Genomic DNA, 24,630 nt, shown 5'->3' on the forward strand with positions numbered 1-24,630 from the left:
TTTACACCATGCTCTTAACTCGTCTTCTGTTAGTGCTGTTCCTTTTTTTCAAGACGACAGATGCTGCTAACGTTTCGCCGCGGTAACGGTCAGGTACGCCGTACACACTAACTTCGAGTATGAACTCATGCGTGTACAGAACATCTTCGACTTCATTTGGATAAATGTTATAGCCACTTCCGATGACCATTTCTTTCTTTCGTCCGACAATGTAGTAATAGCCGTCTTCATCGACGGTTGCAATATCACCGGTTGCGAGCCATCCATCTTGCAATTGCATCGCGGTTGACTCCACGTCTCTAAAGTAGCCTTTCATCACTTGAGGACCTTTGATAAGCAGTTCCCCTGCTTCATTGATTCCAAGGTCCTCGCCATGATCGACATGAACAATGCGACACTCGGTATCTGGTAGTGGAATGCCGATACTACCAATCTTTCTTAAGCCACTAAATGGATTGCGGTGTGTCGTTGGAGATGACTCTGATAATCCATAGCCTTCTGAAATAACCCCACCATCACTTAATTTCTCCATTTGACGAATGATTTCTACTGGCATAGGCGCACTGCCACTCGTCATCACTTTGAAACTCTTTAAATGGACGGGATGCTCTTTTGCATAGTCTAAAATACTAATATAGATCGTTGGAACCGCTGGAAAGTATGTCGCTCATACGTCTCAATTAAACGTAAGCCTTGTTCCACGTTCCATTTTCTCATCGTTACGATTGTTGCACCCGCGTACAAACCTTGATTCATCACGCTCGACATACCGAGTACATGATAAAACGGCGACACACCTAAAAACACTTCTTCGCCCCGTTCATATGTGCCATGTGCAAAGGCAAACGTCTGAACAACATTAGCCATTAAATTACGATGTGTTAACATCGCTCCTTTTGGAATGCCCGTTGTCCCACCAGTAAATTGAATGACCGCAACATCTTCCTTTGCATTAATGGTCACGTCTGGTAGGTCAACACGTTCAAGATCTTCATTTGAATGTGTACTAAGGTCTTCATCAACGAACAAACATTGCAACTTCAACGGTTCAACCTTATCTTTATGAATCGACTCCCCAATCCATAAACAAGGCTCAGCAATCGAATACATATGACTTAACTCTTCGCTCTGATAACCTGGATTCACTTGTACGACAATGGCACCGAGTCGAAGAATTGCATAATAAGAAAGGACATATTCGACGCAATTTGGAAGCATGAGCATCACGCGATCCCCTTGTTTCACGCCTTTAGATGCAAGAAGCGTTGACAAGTGTAGCGTCTGTTTGTAGAGCGTATCATAGGTGAATTCTCTGCCGTCATCAATGACCGCAATGCGATCCCGATACGTTACGGCACTCTCTTCTAAAAACTGAAACAAAGAACCTTCTGGTATTTGATTGATGACGCTATTCTGTTTCGTTAAGGATGGATTCATTTAGTTCGTAACCTTTGCTTGTTGTTTAAGTAACTGCTTTGCAATAATTACTCGTTGAATTTCATTCGTCCCTTCATAAATCTTCGTAATTCTTGCATCGCGATAGTAACGCTCTGCTGGGTACTCTGCCATATAACCCATTCCACCATGGATTTGAACTGCTTTATCAGCCACACGGTTGTACACATCTGTTGCGAACAGTTTCGCCATTGAGCATTCTTGAATTGCTTTCTCGCCTTGGTCAAGTAACCAAGCACCACGATAGGTTAAAGAACGAGCAGCTTCTGTTTCCGTTTTCATATCAGCGAGCATAAATTGCACTGCTTGTTGATCAGCAATCGGCTTTCCGAATTGCTTACGCTCGAGTGCATATTCTGTTGATAACTCGATTAATTTGTCACATGATCCGACGGAACGAGCGCCAAGGCCGACTCGTCCTTCACCGAGAATTGTCAAAGCACTAACATACCCCATGCCTACTTCACCGATTACATTTTCAGCTGGAACTTCACAGTTTTCAAAGACAACTTGTGCTGTTTTTGAACCTCTAAGTCCCATTTTCTTATCCGGCTTACCGATTGTAATTCCTGGGAAGTCTCGTTCAACAACAAAGGCTGTAATGCCACCTTTAGCGCCTTTTTCACGATCCGTCAATGCAAAAACAGTGAAGACATCCGCAAACGGAGCGTTCGTAATGAAATGCTTTGTCCCATTTAAAATCCAGTGATCGCCTCTTTTTTCAGCTGTCGTTGAAAGGTTCGTCGCATCAGAACCCGCACCAGGCTCACTCAAAGCAAAACAAGCGATTTTATTGCCCGATGCTAGGTCTGGTAAGTACTTTTCCTTAAGGTGTTCGTTTGCAAGGCGTACGATTCCCATACTTCCGATTCCAGTATGTGCCCCAATTAGTGATACATAGGCGTTGTGTGTTCTGCCTAGTTGCTCTAAGACCGTACATTTCCCGACAGTGTTTAAACCGATTCCACCGTACTCTTCAGGAATGCTTAAACCGAATAATCCGAGCTCTTTAGCCTTTTCAAGAAGATGAGTGGGAATTTCTTCACTTTCTTCAATTTCATTCGCGTAAGGATCAACCTCTTTATCTACGAAATTACGAATCATCGTTTTCATCTGTAAGTTTTCTTCTGTTAATTTAAAGTCCATCAAAAATTCCTCCTCAAATAATCTGAATCTGATTCAATATATTGCAAAAACGATGCCACCCTTAGGAAGCCATCGTTCCGCAACATCTCCCCAACCATCAAGTCAAAATTGAGTTATTGGTTAAGTGATTGCTTACCCGCCTTAAGATCTGTCGAATTGCCTTTCTTCCATTGATAGACAAAGATTCCAATAACGAGTGCAATTCCAATCAAATCAGTATAAATCTCTTGGTATACGAGCAAGATCGCTGACACAAGAAGAATTAAGCGTTCGACGATGTTCACTCGTTTTAACACACAACCTTCAACAAAGGCAGCAAAGGCAACAAGTCCTAACGTTGCTGTGAAAATACCAAACACGATATCAAACGTACTTCCTTCTAACGAAAGTGCAGGATTGTAAACGAGCATATACGGTAGAATAAATCCTGCCATCCCAATTCGTAACGAGTAAACAGACGTTTTAAGTGGATTACTACCCGCAATCCCGGCCGTAATAAAGGACGTAATCGCAACCGGTGGTGTAATTCCAGAAAAGATCCCAAAGTAGAACACAAAGAAATGTGCAACGATTACTGGAACATCGAGTTGTACGAGTGCACCTGCTGCTACTGTTGCTAAAATGACGTATGCAGACACGGTTGGCATACCCATTCCAAGGATGATACAGGCAATCATAATCATAAGAAGCATAGGAAGAAGCTGACCACCTGACAAGTCAATGGCGAATCTAGAGAAACTCATTCCTAGTCCGGTCATAATCACCGAGCCTGCAATTATCCCTGCACCTGCACAAGCCATCACAGTTGGAATTGCATTTTTTATTCCTGCCTCAAGTGCAGCTAAAACAGAGAGTAAATTCAATCGACTTTCTTTTCTGAATAGACTAAGTACAATAACTGAACCTAATGCCCAAAGCCCTGCTCTCATCGGGCTCGTTCCTAACACCATTAACACGATGATTAGCACGAGTGGAATAATTAAATACCCTTTTGTTAGTAGAATATGTTTCAAATTCGGTAGTTGCTTTCTTGGTATACCTTCTAATCCGAGTCTTCTTGCTTGGAAATAGATTACAGCACCTACTACAGTGAAAAACAACAACGCTGGTATTAATGCGTAAGCCGCAATCTCAATGTAAGGAATTCCTGTAAACTCTGCCATAACAAAGGCTGCTGCCCCCATAATCGGTGGCATAATTTGTCCACCTTGAGAAGATACAGCTTCTACCCCAGCTGCAAATGTACGATTGTATCCTACTTGCTTCATGAGTGGATGGTAAATGGACCTGTCATGGACGCGTTCGCTGCCCCGTTCCCAGTAATCGTTGCAAGCAACCCACTGGAAAGAACCGAGGCAAGTGCAGGGCCGCCACGAATACGACCTGTTAATGCAAAGGCAAACTCAATGAAAAACTGTCCGACTCCAGTACGCATCATAAATGCTGCAAAGATCAAGAAAATGATAAGTACAGTAGAAGCGACATAAATCGGGTCACTAAAGATCCCATTCGTTGTAATAAACAACGCATCCGTCATTCTTCCATAGCTAAACCCTTGGTGACCGAGAATACCTGGGAAGAGCGGACCAATAAAAATATACGCCCAAAAGAAAAGTGCCAAAACCGCCATTGCATGACCGATTGTACGGCGAACACCTTCGATAATTAAAAAGATCATTAATGTTGCAACGATCTGGTCAAATGTCGAGGACGCTCCTTGACGCAATGCAATATCTGGATAAGCTAAAAACGCATGAATCAATAAGGAAATCGATAATACTAAAGGCAATACATCAAAAAGTAAGTGACCTTGCTTTTTCCCCTTTTTATACGGAAAACAAGCAAAACAGAGAATTAATCCGATTGAGGTGAAGATGGCGCGATGTTGCCATGCCGGAAATCCACCATACGCTGCATAATAAAGAACGTATATCGCGAGTCCAATCGCAATCGCCGCAATAATGAAACGTCGAATTCTTCTCCAGCCTACTTCTCCATCAGGGTTATTAAACGCACGTTCGATGTCTGTATTATTCTTTTCTTCTGCAACTTTTAAATCTATTTTTCCATCTGGCGTTAGCTTTAGTTTGTTCGTCACGACTCACTCCCCCTTTCAAATGCACCAACCTCCTCATAATAACGAAGTGCACCAGGGTGGAAGTTCTCCTCAGGATCATCAATCACACTAACTGCCATCTCAGGATCAAACCAGGCGCCCCGACTCGGTTGTTCATCTTGAACCCGATCGACGTGTTCCCAAATTTGTTTTGTCATCTCGTATACGAGATCTTCATTCATATCTTTATTAACGACCATCATCGCCCAACTTGCGACTGTATTCACATCTTCCGTCTGGTTCGAGTACGTTCCAGCTGGAATGCTTAAATCGGTAGAGTAGCCGTACCCGCCTTCTTCGAGTGCTTCAAGCGCTTCATCAGGAATCTCTAACAACCTGAGCGGACGCATTGCGTCAACTTCTGTTAACGCTGGCACTCCAGGCCCACCTCCCTGTACCGTAAGGTCAATCAAACCGTCTCGGAGTTGATTCGCTGCATCTCCGTAACCCCCATAACTAATGCCTACATCATGTTCTTCTTCTAAAACTACATGGTCATACCCCATCGCTTCAAACACCCTACGAAATGTCGCTTCACTTGCATCACCAGGGTTACCATTGATCGCATCTGCCCCGTGCAAGAGCACATCATCAAGTGACTCATACGGACTATTCTCAAGTACCGCGAAATTCCACATCGTCGGGTAAAAAGCGCCGAGTGCTCGTACATTTTCTTGAGGTTCCCCTTCAAAAGCACCACGACCATTCAGTGCATCAATGAAATCTGATGCAAACGCAAATCCCGATTGCACGTCTCTTGCTGTGTTAACTTCACGAATGTTGCCAATTGCTCCGCCCTCAACAACGGTTACCTGCAGTTCATCAATTTCATCAAGCCATATATCAGAGAAAAGCGTCGACAGAGGGTACCACCCAGATCCTGTCGGTCCTGAAATGTGTGCATGTTGATAATCGCTACGTTCACCGCCTAACTGGCAAGAACTTAACAATAAACTACATGTAAGTAATCCAACTCCAAGTTTTATCCTACTCACCTTCATCCTCCTCCTTTCTATCTGCATTACAGTAGATGCAAAATCCATACCAAATGAAAGCGCTTACGATAAAGGCGTTATTGTTGGATTTATAACTCATTATTGAATCGATAATTCAAATATGGGTTGCGATCCGCCTTTCATATCATTTGACAACCTTTTCACCCATTTCTCGATAAAATGTTGCATATCCTTTCTGCATTTACCTTTATGGGATGAGCATATGCTAAAAAAATGAGGTGAACTCTATGAAAGCTGATGGCGTTTTTGAAGGTGGAGGCATTCGTGGAATTGCGTTTGCCGGTGCCTTCAAGCAATGGAAGAACATGATGTTGAATGGGTCCGGTTAGCAGGCACTTCAGTCGGCTCAATTATCGCTGCGCTCCTTGCTGCTGGATATTCAAGTCAAGAAATTCGTAAGCTACTACTCGACTTTGACTATCACCAACTTAAAGGACGCACATGGCTCAATCGTATCCCGATTATTGGAAACGTGATTCATTTGTTTGTTCATTTAGGGTTCTATAACAACGATTACTTGGAGCGATGGATTCATGAGCGTCTTTTATCTAAAGGTGTGCAAACCTTTGCAGATTTACCTGAAGAACGACTTAAAATCATTGCCTCAGATATTACAAACGGTCAAATGATTGTATTTCCTGATGACCTGGACCGTTATGGCATTGATATCGAGCAGTTCAACATTTCAAAAGCGGTTGCGATGAGTACGTCACTTCCATTCTTTTATCGTCCTGTCGTTTGGCGTACAAACAACGCTAAAAAATCCTATATTATTGATGGAGGGATTTTGAGTAATTTTCCGATTTGGTTATTTGACCGTGAGAATCCTGAATTTCCAACGTTCGGTTTCCATTTCGTAAAAGATGAAGTTCATGTACAAGCAACGATTGCAACTCCCATTCACCTTGCCAAAAGCATCTTCAAAACGATGATGCAAGCTCATGATATGAAGTACTTTACCGCATCCACTTCAGATCGTACGATTAAAATTCCAACCGGCGATATTACTGCTACTGACTTTGATCTATCAGAAGACATGCTTGCCTTCCTTTACCAATCGGGCTACGATTCCGCTACGAAATTCCTGTCAAAATGGGATTTTGAAGCGCATAAACGAAAACGTAAATTGGAAAAGACTCAAGACGGCTCAACGTGAACGAGGACACCAATCGCTTCATGTTCTTCAATCATTCGTTTTTCGACAGCTGTTGAAATGTTATGCGCATCGACAATATCAAGCCTACGATCAACTGCAATGACGACTTCCACTGCACTACTACTTCCATAATAACGCGCTTTCACTTCTTTGACTTGTTCAACTTCACTGATTGACAAGATCGTATTACGAAAAGCTTGTAACTCCTGCTCCTGAAAACCATCGGTTAAGTGATACGTTGCTTTACGGAAAATGTCAAAGGCCGTCTTACAAATAATTCCACCGACAATGACCGCCAACACAACATCTAACCATGGCAATCCAAACTGTGCACCTAAAATTCCTAACGTTGCTGCAGCACTAACGAGCGCATCAGATAGGTTGTCTTTTGCAACAGATTGGATTGCTTGGCTTTTGATTTGTTTTCCTAACTTGGCGTTGTAGCGATACACACCCATCATTACAATGAAACTCACGGCCCCGACCCAAGCCGCTGTTAAATCAGGCTTGACCACTTCTCCTGAAAACAAGTTCATCATTGCTTCAAATAGTACGTGCAAACCGATCAGCATGATAATAAATGATGCAACAAGTGATGCGACTGTTTCTGCGCGAAAATGACCGTACGGATGATTGTGATCTGGTGGTCTTTGCGCAATACGTAATCCGATTAAAACTGCGATTGAAACGATAATATCCGTTGCATTGTTTAGACCATCTGCTCGTAAAGCGGCTGAACTTGTGATGTAAGCAACCCAAATCTTCACAACAGCTAGTAAAATATAGGTGACTAAACTTAAATATGCCCCTCGCTCACCGCGCTTCAAATCAGAATAACGCTTTTGTTCCATCGCTACTCCCCACCCTCACAATCTTGTAATCGAAGCTTAGCAAAGCCAAATCAAGTGGGTCTACAGAAACCTTTTTCTCCAAAAGCAAACCTATGTTGCATCGTAAAAAATGTTGGTCAGTAGAAACTCCTTATGTATCAAAGGGTTCTAGATTGCTCCTGAACAAGTCCGATCAACTAAATGATCGAAAAACTGTATGAAAAATATTTTTACACACACAAAAGAAGGAGGGACATGTAGACTGTCTCTCCTTCCTTCTGCCTTTATTTCAATAACCCATTAATTCGTTCTGCCGCTTCATCAAGAGCTTCTTGAGTAGTAACGTCTTCTTGAATGAGTGCAGATGTAATTGCATCTCTGAGAATGTTTTGTGCTTCTGAATAGTTAGCGTTTAATGGTCTTGGTCCAGCATATTCTAATTGGTCTACGGCAACTTTAAATTGGGGAACTTCCTCATACAAAGCTTGCATCTCATCACTTTCAATGGCAGATTGTCGCATTGGTAAATACCTGTGTTTTGACTAGCTGTGATCGTTTGTTCTGGCTCAGTCATCCATTTGATAAATTCCCAAGCAGCTGCTTTTTCTTCTTCAGGATGACTCGAGATCATAACGAGATTCGCGCCACCTGTAGGCGTGCCAAATTGTTCGTTCTTCGGCATAAATGCAGTATTTAATTCAAAGCCATTTTCTTCGGCAATGGACATGTAATTCGTTAGATCTGCTGTTGAACTAAACGCCATTGCAGATTGTTGATTTGAGAAGTCTTGCAATGCGATTTGACCTGCTTCATCTCCTGTTGGTACTTTAATGCTCCCACTGTCATACATCCCTTTAATGTAGTCGACTGCTTCAACGCCAGGTGCTTCATTAAAGCTAGCTTCTGTCTCATCTTCATTTAGGACCGACCCACCGCTTTGCTTAACGAAAGCCTCGTAGAACCAGACGTTAACTGGCAGTGTGATCCCAACTCGACCTTCATCATTAGATATCGTTTCTGAGTATTGCTCAAATTCTTCCCACGTTTGTGGACCTTCTGGGTCCAACCCTTCCTCTTCTAATAACGTCTTGTTTAAGTAAAGAATCGGTGTACTTCTTAAATATGGTAATCCGTAGATGCCATCATTAACGTAGGAATTGCCCATTAATCCTTCAACAAAGTCATCTAAGTCTACATCATCATTCTCAATGTAAGGTGTCAAATCCTCGGTCATTCCTGCCTCAGCAAACGCCCCCATCGATGCAATTTCATTTAACGTGACGTGAGGCGCATTCCCTGCAGCAACACTTGCTTGTGTCTGTGAGTGAAGATCAGCATAATCCCCTTGATAATGGGCATTAACGACGATCTCATCTTGAGAAGCATTAAACTCTTCAACAAGCGCCTCGTTGTTCTCACCAATTTTGTCACCAAACGCATACCAAAATTCAATCTCTACCGGACCGTCTCCAGATTGCGTTGACTGTGCAGCACTCTCCTCTGACTCATTTGTACAACCTCCAAGAATCAGTGCTGCTGATGAAGCAATTGCAAATGCTAGTGGATAATTTCGCATCAGATGATGCCTCCTTTTACGTTATTTCACACCGGTGTACACAAATGCACGAATAATATGACGTTGTGCGATAAAAAAAGATAATCAGAATCGGTACAACTAGAATCATGTTGCCGGCCATCATAATGTGCCACGCAACACCACCTTCAACGTTAGTAAGCGCAGAAATTCCTACCGGCAACGTCCGGCTAGCGTCCGTTGTCGTCATAACGAGCGGCCAAAAATAATCATTCCAATGCGTAATAAAACTAAATAACAACAATGTAATGATCGTCGGCTTTGCCATCGGCACCATAACCATATACATAATTTTCCACTCGCTAGCTTGATCCAAGCGAGCGGCTTCCAACAACTCTTCTGGGACTTGCTTAAACGTCTGTCGAAGCATAAAAATCGCAAACGCATTGGCAGCAAACGGTAAAATCAACGCTAGATGTGTATCCAAAAGACCCCAAGAGCTAAATTGCAAATACACTGGAAGAAAGATTAGCTGAGTAGGGATCATTAATGTAATCATCGTGAGTGCAAACAACGCCCGATCAGCAAAAAAAACGATACCTTGCAAACGCGTAAGCAGCAGGCACAATCGTGAACAATTGCAACACGAGAATCGACAAGGTAACGATAAGGCTGTTCACAAAATACCTAAGAAACGGACCAGAATCCCATGCGAGCGCAAAGTTCTCAAAACGAATCGTCTCAGGAACCCATACAGGCGGAAACGTAATCGTTTCACTTAACGATTTAACCGAGGTCACTGCCATCCACACAAATGGTGTAGCAAAGATCGCAATGACGATGAGCAAACCGAGTACATTTAATCCTTTTAAAGCAAAGCGACTCGTTTTCATTGATAATGCACCCTCCTACTCATGAGGAAGAAATAAAGAACCGTTAATATCGATAGAACGATTAGTAAGATGACACCTGCTGATGACGCATAACCGAGTTGGAAGAAGCGAAACCCGTATTCATAAATGTAATAGACGAGCGTATTTGTTGATTGAAGTGGTCCACCTTGCGTCATGATGTCGATCGTTTCAAATACTTGAAAGCTCCCAATTAGATTCATAATAATTAAGAAAAACAACGTCGGTGAAATCATCGGAAACGTAATCTTCGCAAATGACGTAAACCGACTACTCTGATCTAATGCTGCTGCTTCATACAGATGAGGCGGAATGCTCTGTAAACCTGCAATAATGATCAGTGTATTGAACCCAATGCTTTTCCAAATTGCGACAAGAATAATGGAGTACAACGCGGTTTCAGGTGAAGCAAGCCATTCTGATTGAGGCAGACCAAACATTTCTAGGCCCCAGTTTAGAAGTCCGTATTGAGGTCCATTAACCACATCCAAAGCATGGCGATGGATACGAGTGATATAATATGTGGACTAAAAACCGCACCTTGAACAAATCCATAGAATCTCGTCGGACGATTAATCCAAAGGGCCAGTAGAAGTGCTAAGACTGTCGTAATCCCCACACTAAAAAAACGTAAACACAAACGTATTCTCTAGTGATTTCAGGAATTCGGGATGCTCACTTAATCCAGCGAAATTATCTAGCCCGACAAATTGTTTGTCCGGGCTAATAAAGTCCCATTCATGAAAACTTAAATAAATCATATAGCCAATCGGATAGATAAAAAAACAAAACGAATACGATGATCGCAGGAGCGACCATTAGATACGGCCGAAAACGTTCCAACCAACGACTCATTACACTGTACTCCTCACTTTTATTGGAGTCTCTCGATTAAGGTATGGCGCGATGCAACGACCGTTTTCTTTAAAGTAATAAATATCTTCATTATTAACCGATACAAATAGTTGCTCGTCGTCAACGACCGGTTCATTAAACGTCTTCGCATACAACTTCCCTGCGAACGTATCCAGTCGATAAATGATTTCTGAACCGAGGGTTTCCCGATTTAAAATCGTACACGGCATTGAAAACTGATCATTTCCCGGGAAATGTCGTAATTTTGCTTTTTCTGGTCGAAAACCAATCTGTTCGACAGCTTTTTCACTAAAACCCGCAGATGGCAACTGATCGACGGACACAAGATTCATTGGTGGTGTACCGATGAACTGTGCTGTAAAGCGATTTGCTGGATAATTGTATAAATCAAGTGGCGGTGCCATCTGCATAATTTCCCCTTGATCTAATAACACAATTTCATCCCCCATAGACATTGCTTCTACTTGATCATGGGTGACATACACGAACGTTGTTCCAAGCTTGGCATGGAGTTGAACGAGCTCGGAACGCATTTGTTGCCTTAATTTTGCATCAAGATTCGACAACGGCTCATCAAGGATAAAGACATCTGGTTTTTTTCACCATGGCTCTAGCGAGTGCCACACGTTGACGCTGCCCTCCTGACAATTTTTGAGGCTTCTTATTTAAGTAAGGAGTTAGACCCACGATCTCTGCGACTTCTTCAATTAGCTTCTGTCGTTCTGCTTTCGGAACTTTACGGTTTTTCAATCCAAACTCAATATTGCCTTTCACGCTCATCGTTGGATATAGTGCGTAATTTTGGAATACCATCGATACGTTTCGTTTCCCAGGACTCACGTCATTTACGAGTCGATCACCAATGTAAATGTTTCCTTCCGTTTGTGTTTCAAGTCCTGCAATCATTCGAAGCGTCGTGGATTTCCCACAGCCCGATGGACCTACAATGACCGTAAAAGAACCGTCTTTAATCGTCATGTTCATATCTGGGATAATCGTATCTTCACCATACGTCTTCTTTACGTTTTCAAAACGAATCTCTGCCATCTGCTCACCTCCTAAGATAAACTGAGCGTTCGTTTTTGATCTTCATAACGTCCGAGTGTATGGAATGGTGTTTCTTGTTTGTACACGTTGTGGTGAATAAATTGAGCATCCTTAAGGAGTTGATCATCCCCAATTTCATAAAGACTCGTATCGAGCCTTCCATTATGAATCGTTACCAACCTTGCAACTGGATGATCATACACCGCTGCTGTCTGGATATAGCTCCATTGATTTTGTTTGAAGATGGAATGCACGTGACAATGACCACAGAAATAATAGCCTCCACGTTTATGTGACGTAAGCAGTTGGTGAACAGCATCCTCACGAACAATCGATCCATTCCATTCAGCAGAACGAGTCGTCGTATTGTATAACGGATGATGGGCAAACACGAAGATCGGAAGGTCAGTATGTTCATGGACCAATTTCTCAAGCCACTCATACTGCTCAAGATCAATAATTCCACTCCAATCATCAGGTCGCCTTTCCCTTGTCGTATCAAGAAGTACAAACAACCCTTCTTCCGTCGTAAAGGCTTGGTAACGAGGTTGATTGATTAACACTTCAACTTCTTTCTTACGTAGTGAATACAGGTCGTGATTGCCAAGCACATGCTTCCAATTTGCTTCTGTTGAGGTAATTTCGTTATAGATTTGCTTAAATTCATCCTGTTTCCCATGGTGCGTCAAATCACCGATGGACAAATGATAATCAGCAGGAATACGTAAGAATCATTCATAAACTTACTGAAGAATCGTTCTCTTGTCGTCTGAAACTCGATACTTTCATTTTCTAAAACTGGATAATGCAAATCCCCTATTAACGCCAACGTCAACATTTATGATCCCTCCATCAATATGATCAACGTTAGTGTAACGGTTGAATGTTGAGGTCATTTGAATTTGTGATAAATAAACCAATAATTGTATAAATTTTCTGTTAACAATGTAAATCACATTAAAAAACCTCCCCTTAGGGAGGTCTAGATACTCATCATTCACTTACTAGGTGTAGGCGTCTCTACCACAACAGCTATGTTTACAAAAGCAATGCAAATGACCTCATGTCTGTTGGATTTTTACCCTTAAATTGAAGATAAATCTTTAAAATCCCATCATAAAACTTAAAAATCACCACACAAACGCTTGTATGTGGCGATTTTATATCTAAATTGAGGGGGTTAACACGGAAATTCCCTCAATTTAACCGTCAGCACTGATTCGACACTGTAAATAAACTTCTGATTCAGGAAGTCACCTTTACCATGGCCATAAATCTTTGATCCAATTAAAAAGAGAAAATGATGTGTCTTCACTTTCCTTATTCTCACTTTTAGCTTGAACCGTTTGTTCTTCAAATGGGGTTAACAACTCTTCTAAGACAACTTGATCATCATTTTTTTACAACGAGTAAGCCACCGTCTTGCACTTCTTTCGTTACGTCATTTGCACGAGCAGTCGTATAAAACATCTCATCTGCTGCCTCGTAGGTTAACCCATCTGAGCCTTGGAACTGCTCCCCTTCTGGTAATGTTTCAGTGGCGTAATTTTCAAAACCATAACGAAACAACTCAAGTGTGTCACGATACGTATCATCAGCCGTTGGTGCGTTTAGCGTAATCGCCACCAACTCTGTGTCGTCCACTTCTGCAAATGTGGATAACGTAAAGCCTGACTGCGAGACAAAACCGTTTTTCACCCCGAGAATTTCTTCATGGTCGCGCACCAATTGATGATGGTTGATGATCGTCGTTTCCCAACTTTCACTCTGCCAATCAAGTGTTTCAATTGCTGACATTTCCCGGAATTCTTCATTTTGCATCGCATATTGAGTGAGCGTCGCAAGATCATACGCCGTCGTTACATGGTTCTCATGAAATAACCCATGTGGATTCGTAAAATATGTATCTTCTAAACCGACCGTGGTTTGTAAATACTCGTTAAACTCTTCAATAAATGCTTCTTTAGAACCTGAAAGTTCCAAGGCAACTGCACTACTTGCATCATTTCCAGAATTAATGAGCATTCCTTTTACCAACTGTTCTAGAGGTAATTCCTCATCTTCCATTAAAAAAACCGTCGTCCCTACTACATCAATTGCTTCTTCTGTAATCGTCACGTTTGTATCTAAATCGCCTCGTTCTAAAGCCATAATCGTCGTAGCGATCTTCGTAAGGCTCGCCGGATACATCTGTGCATTCCCTTGTTTATCGTAAAGGACTTCCCCTGATTTGGCGTCCATTAATATTGCTGATTCACTAACTAATTGTGGTTGTTCACTCGCTTCTACTTGTTGAACCCCACCTATGCATATGAAAGCAAGTACTCCCATTAACCCAACACGTTTCATTGAACCACCCTTGTCCATAAACTCCATTGGGTAAAATTGTACTGTAAAAAAAGTTCGTTTGACGATTTACATTTTAGTTACAAAGATTAAAAATATAGTCCTAGATTTTGTTATATTAGACTCATTACTCAAGTGATACATATACTAGTAAAAACTGAAAGGGTGTGATTGTTTGTACCGTCATACCGTTCTTCCTGGGGAAACACTTACTACAATCGCCGCCAATTACAGACGTTCCCTTCCCTCAATCTTGCAAGCAAATCCAAATATTGATCCTAATCGGATTTACCCAGGTCAAATGATAATCATCCCTAACTTACCTGATCCTGCAAATGTCCCTTACTCAATCCACATCTCCGTCAATTCTCGTACATTAACGCTGTACTACAACGGTCGTGTAATGAGAACCTTCCCGATTGCGGTCGGTCGAATGGTTACTGCAACACCCATTGGAAGCTTCGTCATTGTCGATCGTGAACCCAATCCCGGTGGACCGTTCGGAACGATGTGGCTTTCTTTATCAAAACTACATTACGGAATCCACGGGACGAATGACCCCTCATCGATCGGTCATGCTGTCTCTCACGGATGCATTCGCATGCATAACGCAGATGTAGAAGAACTTGCAAGGCTCGTTCCAATGGTACGTCAGTAACAATCTCACCATAGGGACTTATCCATACAAAAACCACGCGTGCAGGGCGCGTGGTTTTTGCTGGTAAACTACTAACGAGGGTTTAATAGGATGGAGAATAACAAGATCTCCTACGCCCTTAATTTACCATATCTGTTTGTTCAGTTGGTAAAATTAAGAAATTTGTAAACTCAACGATCCCCTATTTTAAGCGATATACGTTCTACGCATCTTATGTACTAAAAACGACACCTTAGTCATTAGAAAAAGCGTTTCGCCGATAAACTCGCCCACAAGTGTAAAAACGATGGCAAACTGTATCTAACAACCACTCAGGAGTCATCACAATGACATTACCAACTGCTTTAGTAATCTGTACGGCTATTCTTTCATTCACATACTTCGTTACAAAGGTTGCTGTAAAGGCAATGAATGACCCAGAGCAATAGGTGAGAGTTCCAAACGCCACTGCTCTTCTTCAAGCACTTGGCCCGACTTCTCTTCTGTCCAAGACGCAATAAGAGTAAATCCGTTATTACGATACAATTTTCTGGCAGCTAATAAGTTCGCATTTGTAATAAGTTCAATTTGTTCGTACCCTTGATTGATACAAAAGCGTATGGCAGTCTGCAACAACTGCTCTGCATATCCTTTGCCCCGAGCGACAGGCTCTACTAAGAATAATCCAAGCTTTGCAATCTTTTCCGAGGCTTCTTGTATCGCTATTGAGCCTCGTTGTTGCCCTTGTTCGTCAACAATCCATACGTTCTCTCGGTGATAATTCCGCTTATGGAGCGATGTGATGCTTTGCGTGATAAACATAACGAAGGATTCATCATATTCATATTCTTCTTTGTAAATCTTACGGTGGGCTTCAATGACATACGGAACATCTGAGGTGCAATAAGAACGAATCATTTTTCTACCTCCACTACATTTCATGTTTTGTTTTTCACAAATCGGGTATTTATCGATTTGGAGGGTAGTTGTTTACTACCTAATCAGGCTATAGACGATTGGCTGCCCTCCACTAATATAAAAAACCTCTTTGCTTCTACGATCCTTACTCCACTCAATCATAACCTTCCGACCTTTTCAATATGATGTTCATAACGTCAACGATTACGGGAGGGTTTCATGAGCGATCAATCGAAAAAGCAACCCCTTAAGAAAATACCGGTTCGTAACCCCGATCATAGTCATCCTAAATCTCCTTCAACACATACGAAGTGGGAGAGCGATGCCCCTGCAAAGTTTCATTCTCAAACCGTAGGCAGAAATGGTCCAACTCTAGAACAAGATAGCATTGCACACGAAACAAACCAAGACCTTGTTTATGAAAAAATTCTTGAACGACCTGTTCATGTAAAAGGCTTTGGAGCTTTTGGGACATTTGAAACGATGAGTTCTATGAGCAACTACACAAAGATTCCGTTTTTGCAAACACCAGGAACAATCGTTCCAATTGCGGTGAGGTTTTCACTCGCTGTTAGTACGAAAGGAACACCTGATACGTCCCGTAACGTTCGCGGTTTTGCGACGAAGTTTTATACAAAAGAGGGAGTATTCGATCTAGTCTTTAACCACATTCCAGTCTTTTCGGTTAGAGATGCCATCCGCTTTCCAGAAGCCATTCGTGCGTTCCTTCCTTCTCCAACAAACAACCTTATTGACCCGACACGCTTTTGGGCATTTGTCGCCCGCGCACCTGAGTCGATTCATTTTGTCGTTCGTCTTTATTCAGATGCAGGTACAGTAAAAAGCTTACGCAAAATTCCAGGGCATAGCGTTAATACGTATGTATGGCGAAACGCTCGCGGACAACGGTATTACATTAAATACACATGGATTCCATTTGCAGGGGAAGAGTACATCACAAGTGAAGAAGCCGAAAAATTAGCTTCAAGAAACCCAGATTATTCTGGTCAGGATTTATACGATACAATCGCCTCTGGTCAGCTCGTAGAATACGGATTATACGTGCAAATTCTTGACCCTGAAGATGCTCATTTGTTACCGTTTGACCCTCTAGATGACACGAAAGTTTGGGATGAGGAACACATTCCACTCCATCCCGTCGGAAAGCTGACATTAAATGAAAATCCAACAAACTACATGGAACAAATTGAAAAGCTAGCTTTTTCACCGACGAATTTACTTGAAGGTGCGGAACTATCTGATGATAAAATGTTACAAGGCAGAGCGAACATTTATTTCGACTCACAACGTAGACGCATCGGTCCAGAATTCCGGAAAGTTCCCGTCAATGCTCAAAAAAACTGGACACCAAATAACCTTGTGACAAGTGGTGAGGGACGGTTTGTCGAAGGTCACCTCACACGATCCACGATTAAGAAAACCGATGACTTCTCACAAGCAGGAGAGTACTATCATTCTCTTAACTCCAGTGAAAAAACAAACCTTGTCATGAATATCGCCGTCGCCCTTGCAGGAATTGATCGCTCAGTCCAACAAACTGTCATTAACTACTTGTGTTCAGCTTCAACATCATTAGGAAATCGTGTGTCAGAGCAAATCACTAAGCTATGAATAGATAGAGCTAATCCCTACCTGGGGTTAGCTTTTTTTTGTTCTTGAATCTTTAACGTTCCTAGTAATAACAACACATTGAATAGAGTAGTCGTTTCATAGATAGTCATAAAGTACGCAATAACAGCAACATATCCCTAGAAAGAATTTTCTCAACATGATTTTAGACCTTCTCCTACAGATCCTATGACCCTATTGAATGTTCTACCTTTAGTCTTTTAAAGATATTTTGACATAGTCTCTTACTCATACTTTTGTCATTCAACCCCTCCGTTCTCAAGTACCAAATGGTTGATATGGTACGATTTAATTACTTAAAATTCTAATAATTATAAAAGAGGGAGTTGTTCTTTACATGAAAATGTTTTCACGTTTAGCAATGATTGTCTTAGCCGGGGGCTTAATGACGACCACTCCTAGTTATGCAGCTGAAGATTCTCCGTATACCGCTTCAGAGCTCCAATCGTTGATTACTGATTTAGAAGCTGAGGGTCATTTTGATTCTAGTCACGTATACCGTCAGCTCTCTGTGCATGCGACAACACTCTCACATTATGAAAACCAAGGGAGTAATGAAAAGCTCGTTCGTCACACTGGTGGGTTCCATAACTTGCTCCATCACCAAAAAGATGCGATCTCTGATCATGCTTTCGAACTGCTTTTTCATCACGGTGAATCGTTAAGAGCAGCATACTTACCATTTGATGAAGATCTTGCGATGGACCATATCGAACACTTAAGTGTAGAAATCGGTCCGCGTGTCGCTGGTAGCTTAGAAGAAGTTGAGGCCGCAGAATACATTGAAGATATTTTTATTGACCTTGGCTACGAAACAGCCATCGAATACTTCGATATCAGAAACGGTACTGAAGAATCACAAAATGTTATTGCCATTAAAGAAGCTGAGGGCGTTGAGGACCCAGAGATTGTCTATTTGACGGCTCATTATGATAGTGTTCCAAATGCCCCTGGTGCAAATGACAACGGTTCCGGCACAGCAGCATTACTAGAACTTGCTCGTGTCATGCAAGACATTCCTGTTGATAAGGAAGTCCGATTTGTCGCTCTTGGCGCTGAGGAAATCGGTCTCGTTGGGGCCTATCGTTATGCAGAGACACTCACTGAAGAAGAAATCAACCGCAGCTTCGGAAACTTTAATATGGACATGGTCGCAACCAATTGGGAACCTGCAGACACACTGTATGTAAATGTCGTCGATGGACAAGCAAATAACGTGTGGCATCAGGCAAACGCTGCCTCAAACACGTTAAACAATGACATCTTGTTCCTATTCCAACGTGGCGCCTCCGATCACGTTGCCTTCCACCAAGTCGGCATCGATGCAGCCAACTTTATTTGGAGAGAACCAGGCACACATAGCTTAGAGCCATGGTACCACACGCCAGAGGATACCATCGATAAAATCAGCACCGAGAAACTTAAAATGGTCGGCGACTTGATTTATACATCTGTGACAGAATTGGATTATTAGAGAGTCATGCAGGATCCCTCTGAGCTGGTTAAGGAACACGCACTATTATGAGCAACGTTCTCAAGTGACAACCTTTATGTTTGATTGATAGGGGTTGTCTTTTTTTTTGCTAAAACTAAAAAAACCTAAAACCGAATTTCTACCAAACCATATGTATGTACACCTGTCCCAAAATGCGCCAAGTCTTTTTCACACAAATCGCGAACAGCTTCGGTTACGTCGGTCCAAATGGTATTTGGGATGCTCAAAGTGTTGTGTGAACCATATACGTTGTTAATGTTCGGAATACGAGAGATGTACGCCAGCGAATCGAGCAGTTTCACTGGATCCGTCGTCGGATAAAACGCATATATCGGAGAGTCGATATACAATAAGTCGCCTGTGAATAACAACCCATTTGTCAGATCTTCAACGACTAGGTGTCCTGGTGAATGACCAGGCGTATGATGAACGACAAGCGTGCGACCGCCAAGATCAAATCGATCTTTGTGTTCTAGAAGTCCTGTCGGTTTGCCAGTAAAGGGCGTGAACTTATCTGGATTGAAAGATTGTGGTGGACTCTTTGTTAAATCTCGTCCAATATCTTTTCGAATTTGATCGAGTGTTAAGCCTTTAATTCCTTCTTCCAACCAATCTGCTTCTTCTGAATGGACGTACAATCGTTCGAACTCCCCATGACCCCCAATGTGATCAACGTGAACATGCGTAGTGATCACATCGATTGGCAAATCTGTTAATTGATCCGTCATTCGCTTAATTGAATCAATGCCAAGACCCGTATCAATTAATGCTGCTCGCCTCTCTCCAATTAACAAAAAAGAATGCACCTTTTCCCAATGTCCGTATTCACTTATGGCATATGTATTCGGATGAAGTTCTTGAACGGAAAACCATAGATCGTGCATCGTAAAACCTCCTTAGTAACTAAGCAACTCACCTGATTTGTTTCTTTACTATGATGCGAAATCCTTTATTTTTTTATTAATTTCTCTCGATTAACAGACTGACTTGTTTTGCAATGGAATCCGTAGATTCATAAAATAATTCTATCTAGATAATAGTAGGCGTTTAACTTTTTATGGTCCCTGATATGGAGGAGTTCTCACATGGGCAGCAAATTCTTCTTTGTACGGTGCGTTCTCCTGAAGAATTTCTTCTGCTGCACGTTCCACATCGTATTCTGTCATTCGCAATTCGATCTCTTTTGAATCAATACATAACCAGCAAGCGCCTCGTGATCGACTCTGAAGACCGACACTTCCTGCATTGATGATGTTTTTCGAAGCTATCATTCGCTTAAATTGGATGTGTGTATGACCGCACACAATCGTCGATTGCTTCGTATTACTTATCATCTGTTCGATTTCTTTAACAGGTGTGTTAATTCTTATCGCTTCAACATCGCTTCTCGGCGAACCGTGTACAAACAGGACCCCTTCTTCAGCATGAGAAAATCCAAACGAACCTAACCACTCCAATTGCTCATCCGATAATTGCTCAATACACCATTGATTTACTTCTTCTGCCATCGTATGAATAACTCGAGGAGTTACTTTGTATTGCTCGTAAATCTCTCGATCACTATTTCCCATTACAAAATGATACTCATCTTTCTTAGCATAAAGTCGTTCCACTACTTGCTTCGGTTGCGGGCCCCAGGCTATGTCTCCTCCTACAATTACTTTATCGACCTTCTCTTTCTCGATTGCGTGTAAGACAGCATCTAGCGCCCGATAGTTCCCATGAATATCATAGATCGCAGCAATTTTCATTTTGGTTATCCTCCTAATCGCTTCAACACTCATAGACTTAGACACTCACCAGCGGCTGAACTTTGTGAGCAGACCGGTACAAATTACTAGAATGTCAGTCTGTTCTGCCACCATAACTAACGTTTTCTGTGCAGAACCCTTCATTATGTGAGTAGAAGCCCTCATTGCGTTCACTTTTTGTGCTACGCTACTAACAAACTGACGGATTTGTGAGCAGCGCTAAACAGCGATCTCCTATTTATTAACAACTACTTCGCATGCCACGCTGAAATGACTTCTAGTTCCCTTTCTTTACTCATTCCTGCCTTAAGATTGGAAAGTGTCATATTTTCAACGGTACTTAACCATTCGTAAGTGTCTTGAATGGTCCTATTTAAAGGTGAAAATGACAACCCTTTGTTGATCGCTTTTTCATTATTCACTGAAGCTGCGCCGCTTAATGACGATGGCAACCAAAAAGGGAGCTCTTCCCACGGCAATACGTGTTTATCAATCAGAAATTCATCATCGATCCAGACAAAATTTGCGTTGTCGTTGCATACACGGTTGCATGCCTTTAATACGTCTTCCATCGTCATCACGTGTGATGGACCGGTAACATTATAGATCCCAGTAACTTGCTGCTCTACACTACTGACGATCCACCTTGCCAAGTCTCTAACGTCGATAAACTGCACTTGTTGCTTTGGATTTCCCGGCGCAATTACATCGCCCCCTTGTTTTATTCTCAGAAGCCAATAAGGCAATCGGTCGCTATAATCATTCGGACCAACAACTAAGCCAGCTCGAATGATTAGTGTACGGCCTGGTATATTTCTTTCTGCAACGATCTCACCCGCTGCTTTTAATCCCCCATAGTCCGGTCCGTAAATGGGGCCTGCCGTTCCTTTTGTTAACTCTGTGATTTCACCCTCCGAAAGTTGCTTTGTCGCATCTTCTTCTGTTAAGCCCACCTTCGAGAAGTCCTCATAAACGGAAATACTCGAAATGTACGTGTAATGAGCAACAACCTGAGCTAAACATGCACTTGCTTTATCAACCGTCCTCGGAATATAACCAGAAACATCAATCGCGGCATCCCACGTTCTACCTTTTAGAACGTCTAAATCACCGTCTCGATCACCAATTAATTGCTCAACATTAGAACAAGTATACGAATGATTTCCGCGATTCAAGACGGTAACGGCATGACCTTCATGAAGCAGTCGATCAACGATGTGTTTTCCTATAAACCTTGAACCTCCGAGTACTAATACGTCCATGACAAATCATCTCCTTCAATTTTTTAGCCTTTGTTATTTGCTATAACGAAAGGAACGTTCATAAAGATACGCCCTTCACCAAAAAAAAGGCGTACCTTGATTAACAAGGAACGCCTTTTTAGACTTACATGATTAAAGTACGGTTACGAAAAAGACCATTAACACGTTGACCAAGTTAATAAACACATGAAACAACAACGGTGCATAGATGCTTTGATAACGGTAATAAAGGTAACCAAGAAAGAAACCAAATAAAAAGTACGCTGGAGCTAATACAATTAAAAACGCATGAATCAATACAAAAATACAGGCACCAAGTATAATCGCAACGTTTTTTCCATACCGCCTCGTTAATGTCTCTTGCAAAGCACCTCTTAAGAAAACCTCTTCAAAAAGTGGCGCAAAGATGACAACAAGAAAGAACACGATCGGGAAAACTGATACATCTACATATAGTGAATTCGTTGTTCCTTCCAGGTTTGTCAGCGAAATGGGGAAGAATGCATGATAAATGACCATAATCATTCCCTGTGCTAATAGGCTAAACAGATAAAAAAACTGGAATTTGCCATAATAAATGGCTTGATTTTCTTAGTGAAATTTTTCGAAACCCTAATGCCTGCCAACCTTGGTTGTTTCTTCGTAACATAATTCGATCAATAATAATGTAAGAGAAAATCAAGGTGATCAATGCAATAACTCCTACTGTCATAACTGCAGTACGTTCAGATTGACCGAAGATTACACTAGTCAAACTTGCACTAATAATCACTACAATTGTTAAGGTTGTTGCAATAAGTAGCAACGTAATGATGACGTCTTTTGGTTTAAATCTCATGTTTCGACCTCCTATAAAACTAATGAAGTCTTAGTAACCTCAACTATAGAAGAGCGAGATAACGAGAAGATTAATACGAACTCTCCGACAAATTAAACCTCAAATTCTCGTCCCATGCTTCGAAGTATCACTTTTACTCAAAGCTTTCATCTAATCGCTTTGTAAGAAGGATTTCATCATGAATTGGAATGCCATTCTCCCGAATAAAGGGATTTCAGGTTTTCTCTCTCTTGCAATCCTTACAGCGCCTGGATAAACCTCGGTTAAGTAATACCCCCGTTTTTGATAAAAACCTAATGCATGTAAATTGTCGTTTGTTGTAATCAGCTTGATTTTTTTGCATCGACGTTCCTTTGCTGCCTGTTCCACTCTTCTAAGCAAGGAAGACCCGAGCCCTTTCCCTTCTTCCAAACTGTCAATAGAAATGAGTTCGCATTCTTTTTTATCAAGGACATATGTACAATAGGCGAGAATTTGATCACTAGCATTGACAATTGCAAACCCGTCTAACGTCGTACAATCAAATATACCAGTTGATAGTACCATCTCTTTGCTACCCCATTGTTCAATAAGAAACTCCTCAACTTTACCACTAGGTAATTGATTTGCGGATACGATTCGCACGTTTTCCTGTGCTCCTTTCGCTCATCTGTTGACGACTGCATTTTGATTTTCTCTTTATCAAATTACATGATTTACTGCCTTACCTAATTTGCTACAATCTGCTCCATCTGCTACACTACACGTATAATGAATCGAGAATTCGCATAATTTAAAAGCACTCCTGGATGCTGATACATCCAAGAGCGCTACAGAACAAGTCCCTTTTGGGGCGATGTTCACCAGTGACGGTGACTACCCGCTAGTTTGGAAGCCAGGGGTGGTCACTTTTTTTGTGTTGTTCGCGTCTTTTGCGATCATATATACGAAGGTTGCCACAAGTACGATTAAAGTAGCAGCTTCGTAAGTGAGATACATAAACGCCTCACCCCCTCCCAGTCGTCAGCACCGACGAATAAACCTTAGACGTGACGAGAGGAATACAGGTGAACAACCACCCCTGAAACTTATTCTGTTCGTTTCACTATATCATATTGAAACTTCAAACTTATCTGCCATTTGCACTAAGACGTTCTACCACTGAAAAACAGCTTTTTGCTCCTAAAAGACCAGAGCATATAAAAAAAACAGATACACATCTCCATATGATTTTAGAATTTCTTTGAAATTTATAACCACATTAACTTGAGAATTCGTTTAATGTTCACCCTCAATATGGCAAAAGCATCCTTCAACTCCATACTTAAGAGTCCCGAGAATGAAGCGATTTCATACCCGTATTGGTGCTTGAGTTCAAGGTACTTGCCGATGGAATGCCGCTTCTTATGGTGCCATCCCTAGAAAGTACTTAAACGACATGTCATATTTCAATTGACAAGGTTAACGTCAGACAACGGATAGATAAGTATTTGAACATTCATATAGGGCGATGACTGAACGCCCATAAATCAAGCTATACGTTCATGACGAACACCGCTTTTTTTCGGTTATTTATTTTATGACCTCTGTGCGTCAACGAGCTCTTCTTCTAACAAACACCCTTGATTGGAACGGAAGGCGGTGACGCCTGCGGAAAAGGGGCGAGA

The 24,630-nt window shown here is 41.8% G+C and carries 22 protein-coding genes and 6 pseudogenes; 4 read left to right on the top strand and 24 right to left on the bottom strand.

Annotated elements, in window-relative coordinates; all coding sequences use genetic code 11:
* Nucleotide 1 precedes the first annotated feature (1 nt).
* The 5 genes and pseudogenes from JCM19055_RS32375 to JCM19055_RS20125 form a co-directional block, all read right to left on the bottom strand.
* On the bottom strand, nucleotides 2-640 hold the full coding sequence (locus JCM19055_RS32375; protein WP_370543248.1) for an AMP-binding protein: 639 nt from the start codon (nucleotides 638-640) through the stop codon (nucleotides 2-4).
* Nucleotides 622-1,437 (bottom strand): class I adenylate-forming enzyme family protein, encoded by an 816-nt coding sequence (locus tag JCM19055_RS32380; protein WP_052366598.1) that lies wholly within the window; start codon nucleotides 1,435-1,437, stop codon nucleotides 622-624. The genes JCM19055_RS32375 and JCM19055_RS32380 overlap by 19 nt, the downstream gene beginning before the upstream one ends.
* Nucleotides 1,438-2,601, bottom strand: coding sequence for an acyl-CoA dehydrogenase family protein (locus JCM19055_RS20115; protein WP_042361023.1), 1,164 nt, complete (start codon nucleotides 2,599-2,601; stop codon nucleotides 1,438-1,440).
* Nucleotides 2,602-2,714: 113 nt separating this feature from the next.
* Nucleotides 2,715-4,279, bottom strand: a pseudogene (locus tag JCM19055_RS30590) (TRAP transporter permease).
* A gap of 416 nt (nucleotides 4,280-4,695) precedes the next feature.
* Nucleotides 4,696-5,712 carry a TAXI family TRAP transporter solute-binding subunit gene (locus JCM19055_RS20125; protein ID WP_042361024.1) on the bottom strand — a complete coding sequence of 339 codons (1,017 nt, stop codon included), beginning with the start codon at nucleotides 5,710-5,712 and terminating at the stop codon, nucleotides 4,696-4,698.
* 248 nt (nucleotides 5,713-5,960) lie between these two features.
* Here JCM19055_RS20125 and JCM19055_RS20130 point away from each other — a divergent pair.
* Nucleotides 5,961-6,889, top strand: a pseudogene (locus tag JCM19055_RS20130) (patatin-like phospholipase family protein).
* Here the strand turns inward: JCM19055_RS20130 and JCM19055_RS20135 are convergent.
* From JCM19055_RS20135 to JCM19055_RS20165, 11 genes and pseudogenes are all read right to left on the bottom strand, one after another.
* Nucleotides 6,871-7,740, bottom strand: a complete 870-nt coding sequence (locus tag JCM19055_RS20135; protein ID WP_042361025.1) for a cation diffusion facilitator family transporter — start codon at nucleotides 7,738-7,740, stop codon at nucleotides 6,871-6,873. The pseudogene JCM19055_RS20130 and the gene JCM19055_RS20135 sit on opposite strands and share 19 nt — an antisense overlap.
* Before the next feature lie 263 nt (nucleotides 7,741-8,003).
* Entirely contained in the window at nucleotides 8,004-8,210 is a 207-nt protein-coding gene (locus tag JCM19055_RS24840; protein ID WP_052366601.1) for a hypothetical protein, read from the bottom strand.
* Nucleotides 8,165-9,295: an ABC transporter substrate-binding protein gene (locus tag JCM19055_RS20140; protein ID WP_052366602.1), complete on the bottom strand. Its 1,131-nt coding sequence runs from the start codon at nucleotides 9,293-9,295 to the stop codon at nucleotides 8,165-8,167. The genes JCM19055_RS24840 and JCM19055_RS20140 overlap by 46 nt, the downstream gene beginning before the upstream one ends.
* A 21-nt stretch (nucleotides 9,296-9,316) precedes the next feature.
* Nucleotides 9,317-10,146 (bottom strand): annotated as a pseudogene (locus JCM19055_RS20145) (carbohydrate ABC transporter permease).
* On the bottom strand, nucleotides 10,143-10,604 hold the full coding sequence (locus JCM19055_RS30600; protein WP_265182413.1) for a carbohydrate ABC transporter permease: 462 nt from the start codon (nucleotides 10,602-10,604) through the stop codon (nucleotides 10,143-10,145). The pseudogene JCM19055_RS20145 and the gene JCM19055_RS30600 overlap by 4 nt, the downstream one beginning before the upstream one ends.
* Nucleotides 10,605-10,618: 14 nt before the next feature.
* Nucleotides 10,619-10,783 carry a hypothetical protein gene (locus JCM19055_RS30605; protein WP_265182414.1) on the bottom strand — a complete coding sequence of 55 codons (165 nt, stop codon included), beginning with the start codon at nucleotides 10,781-10,783 and terminating at the stop codon, nucleotides 10,619-10,621.
* Nucleotides 10,784-11,018: 235 nt separating this feature from the next.
* Entirely contained in the window at nucleotides 11,019-11,606 is a 588-nt protein-coding gene (locus JCM19055_RS32385; protein WP_370543246.1) for a hypothetical protein, read from the bottom strand.
* A 7-nt stretch (nucleotides 11,607-11,613) separates the two neighbouring features.
* Nucleotides 11,614-12,087: an ABC transporter ATP-binding protein gene (locus JCM19055_RS32390; RefSeq protein ID WP_370543247.1), complete on the bottom strand. Its 474-nt coding sequence runs from the start codon at nucleotides 12,085-12,087 to the stop codon at nucleotides 11,614-11,616.
* An 11-nt stretch (nucleotides 12,088-12,098) separates the two neighbouring features.
* On the bottom strand, nucleotides 12,099-12,791 hold the full coding sequence (locus tag JCM19055_RS20160) for a metallophosphoesterase (protein ID WP_193745519.1): 693 nt from the start codon (nucleotides 12,789-12,791) through the stop codon (nucleotides 12,099-12,101).
* Nucleotides 12,773-12,925, bottom strand: a complete 153-nt coding sequence (locus JCM19055_RS27710) for a hypothetical protein (RefSeq protein WP_193745520.1) — start codon at nucleotides 12,923-12,925, stop codon at nucleotides 12,773-12,775. Before JCM19055_RS27710 ends, JCM19055_RS20160 begins: the two co-directional genes overlap by 19 nt.
* Nucleotides 12,926-13,479: 554 nt before the next feature.
* A complete protein-coding gene (locus JCM19055_RS20165; RefSeq protein WP_081833864.1) occupies nucleotides 13,480-14,463 on the bottom strand; it encodes a D-alanyl-D-alanine carboxypeptidase family protein in 984 nt (327 codons plus the stop codon).
* A gap of 145 nt (nucleotides 14,464-14,608) precedes the next feature.
* On the opposite strand from JCM19055_RS20165, the pseudogene JCM19055_RS20170 reads away from it, so the two are divergent.
* Nucleotides 14,609-15,105: pseudogene (locus JCM19055_RS20170) on the top strand (L,D-transpeptidase family protein).
* 370 nt (nucleotides 15,106-15,475) lie between these two features.
* Here the strand turns inward: JCM19055_RS20170 and JCM19055_RS20175 are convergent.
* Entirely contained in the window at nucleotides 15,476-15,988 is a 513-nt protein-coding gene (locus JCM19055_RS20175) for a GNAT family N-acetyltransferase (protein WP_042361027.1), read from the bottom strand.
* 219 nt (nucleotides 15,989-16,207) lie between these two features.
* Between JCM19055_RS20175 and JCM19055_RS20180 the strand changes: the two genes are divergently transcribed.
* Both JCM19055_RS20180 and JCM19055_RS24845 read left to right on the top strand, forming a co-directional pair.
* A complete protein-coding gene (locus JCM19055_RS20180; RefSeq protein ID WP_081833866.1) occupies nucleotides 16,208-17,620 on the top strand; it encodes a catalase in 1,413 nt (470 codons plus the stop codon).
* A 355-nt stretch (nucleotides 17,621-17,975) separates the two neighbouring features.
* On the top strand, nucleotides 17,976-19,112 hold the full coding sequence (locus tag JCM19055_RS24845) for a M28 family peptidase (RefSeq protein ID WP_052366604.1): 1,137 nt from the start codon (nucleotides 17,976-17,978) through the stop codon (nucleotides 19,110-19,112).
* 125 nt (nucleotides 19,113-19,237) lie between these two features.
* Here the strand turns inward: JCM19055_RS24845 and JCM19055_RS20190 are convergent, their stop codons facing one another.
* The 7 genes and pseudogenes from JCM19055_RS20190 to JCM19055_RS30610 form a co-directional block, all read right to left on the bottom strand.
* Nucleotides 19,238-20,017, bottom strand: a complete 780-nt coding sequence (locus JCM19055_RS20190; RefSeq protein ID WP_042361028.1) for an MBL fold metallo-hydrolase — start codon at nucleotides 20,015-20,017, stop codon at nucleotides 19,238-19,240.
* A gap of 171 nt (nucleotides 20,018-20,188) precedes the next feature.
* Nucleotides 20,189-20,884 carry a metallophosphoesterase gene (locus tag JCM19055_RS20195; RefSeq protein ID WP_042361029.1) on the bottom strand — a complete coding sequence of 232 codons (696 nt, stop codon included), beginning with the start codon at nucleotides 20,882-20,884 and terminating at the stop codon, nucleotides 20,189-20,191.
* Nucleotides 20,885-21,132: 248 nt separating this feature from the next.
* On the bottom strand, nucleotides 21,133-22,146 hold the full coding sequence (locus JCM19055_RS20200; RefSeq protein ID WP_042361030.1) for an NAD-dependent epimerase/dehydratase family protein: 1,014 nt from the start codon (nucleotides 22,144-22,146) through the stop codon (nucleotides 21,133-21,135).
* Nucleotides 22,147-22,278: 132 nt separating this feature from the next.
* Nucleotides 22,279-22,665: a CPBP family intramembrane glutamic endopeptidase gene (locus JCM19055_RS20205; RefSeq protein ID WP_052366605.1), complete on the bottom strand. Its 387-nt coding sequence runs from the start codon at nucleotides 22,663-22,665 to the stop codon at nucleotides 22,279-22,281.
* A gap of 22 nt (nucleotides 22,666-22,687) precedes the next feature.
* Nucleotides 22,688-22,984, bottom strand: coding sequence for a hypothetical protein (locus tag JCM19055_RS20210; protein ID WP_042361031.1), 297 nt, complete (start codon nucleotides 22,982-22,984; stop codon nucleotides 22,688-22,690).
* Nucleotides 22,985-23,117: 133 nt separating this feature from the next.
* A pseudogene (locus JCM19055_RS20215) lies at nucleotides 23,118-23,608 on the bottom strand (GNAT family N-acetyltransferase).
* A gap of 605 nt (nucleotides 23,609-24,213) precedes the next feature.
* Nucleotides 24,214-24,369, bottom strand: a pseudogene (locus tag JCM19055_RS30610) (IS5/IS1182 family transposase); the annotation flags it as partial.
* Nucleotides 24,370-24,630 lie beyond the last annotated feature (261 nt).

Source organism: Geomicrobium sp. JCM 19055, from assembly GCF_000698185.1.
GTDB classification, from domain to species: domain Bacteria; phylum Bacillota; class Bacilli; order Bacillales; family Marinococcaceae; genus Geomicrobium_A; species Geomicrobium_A sediminis.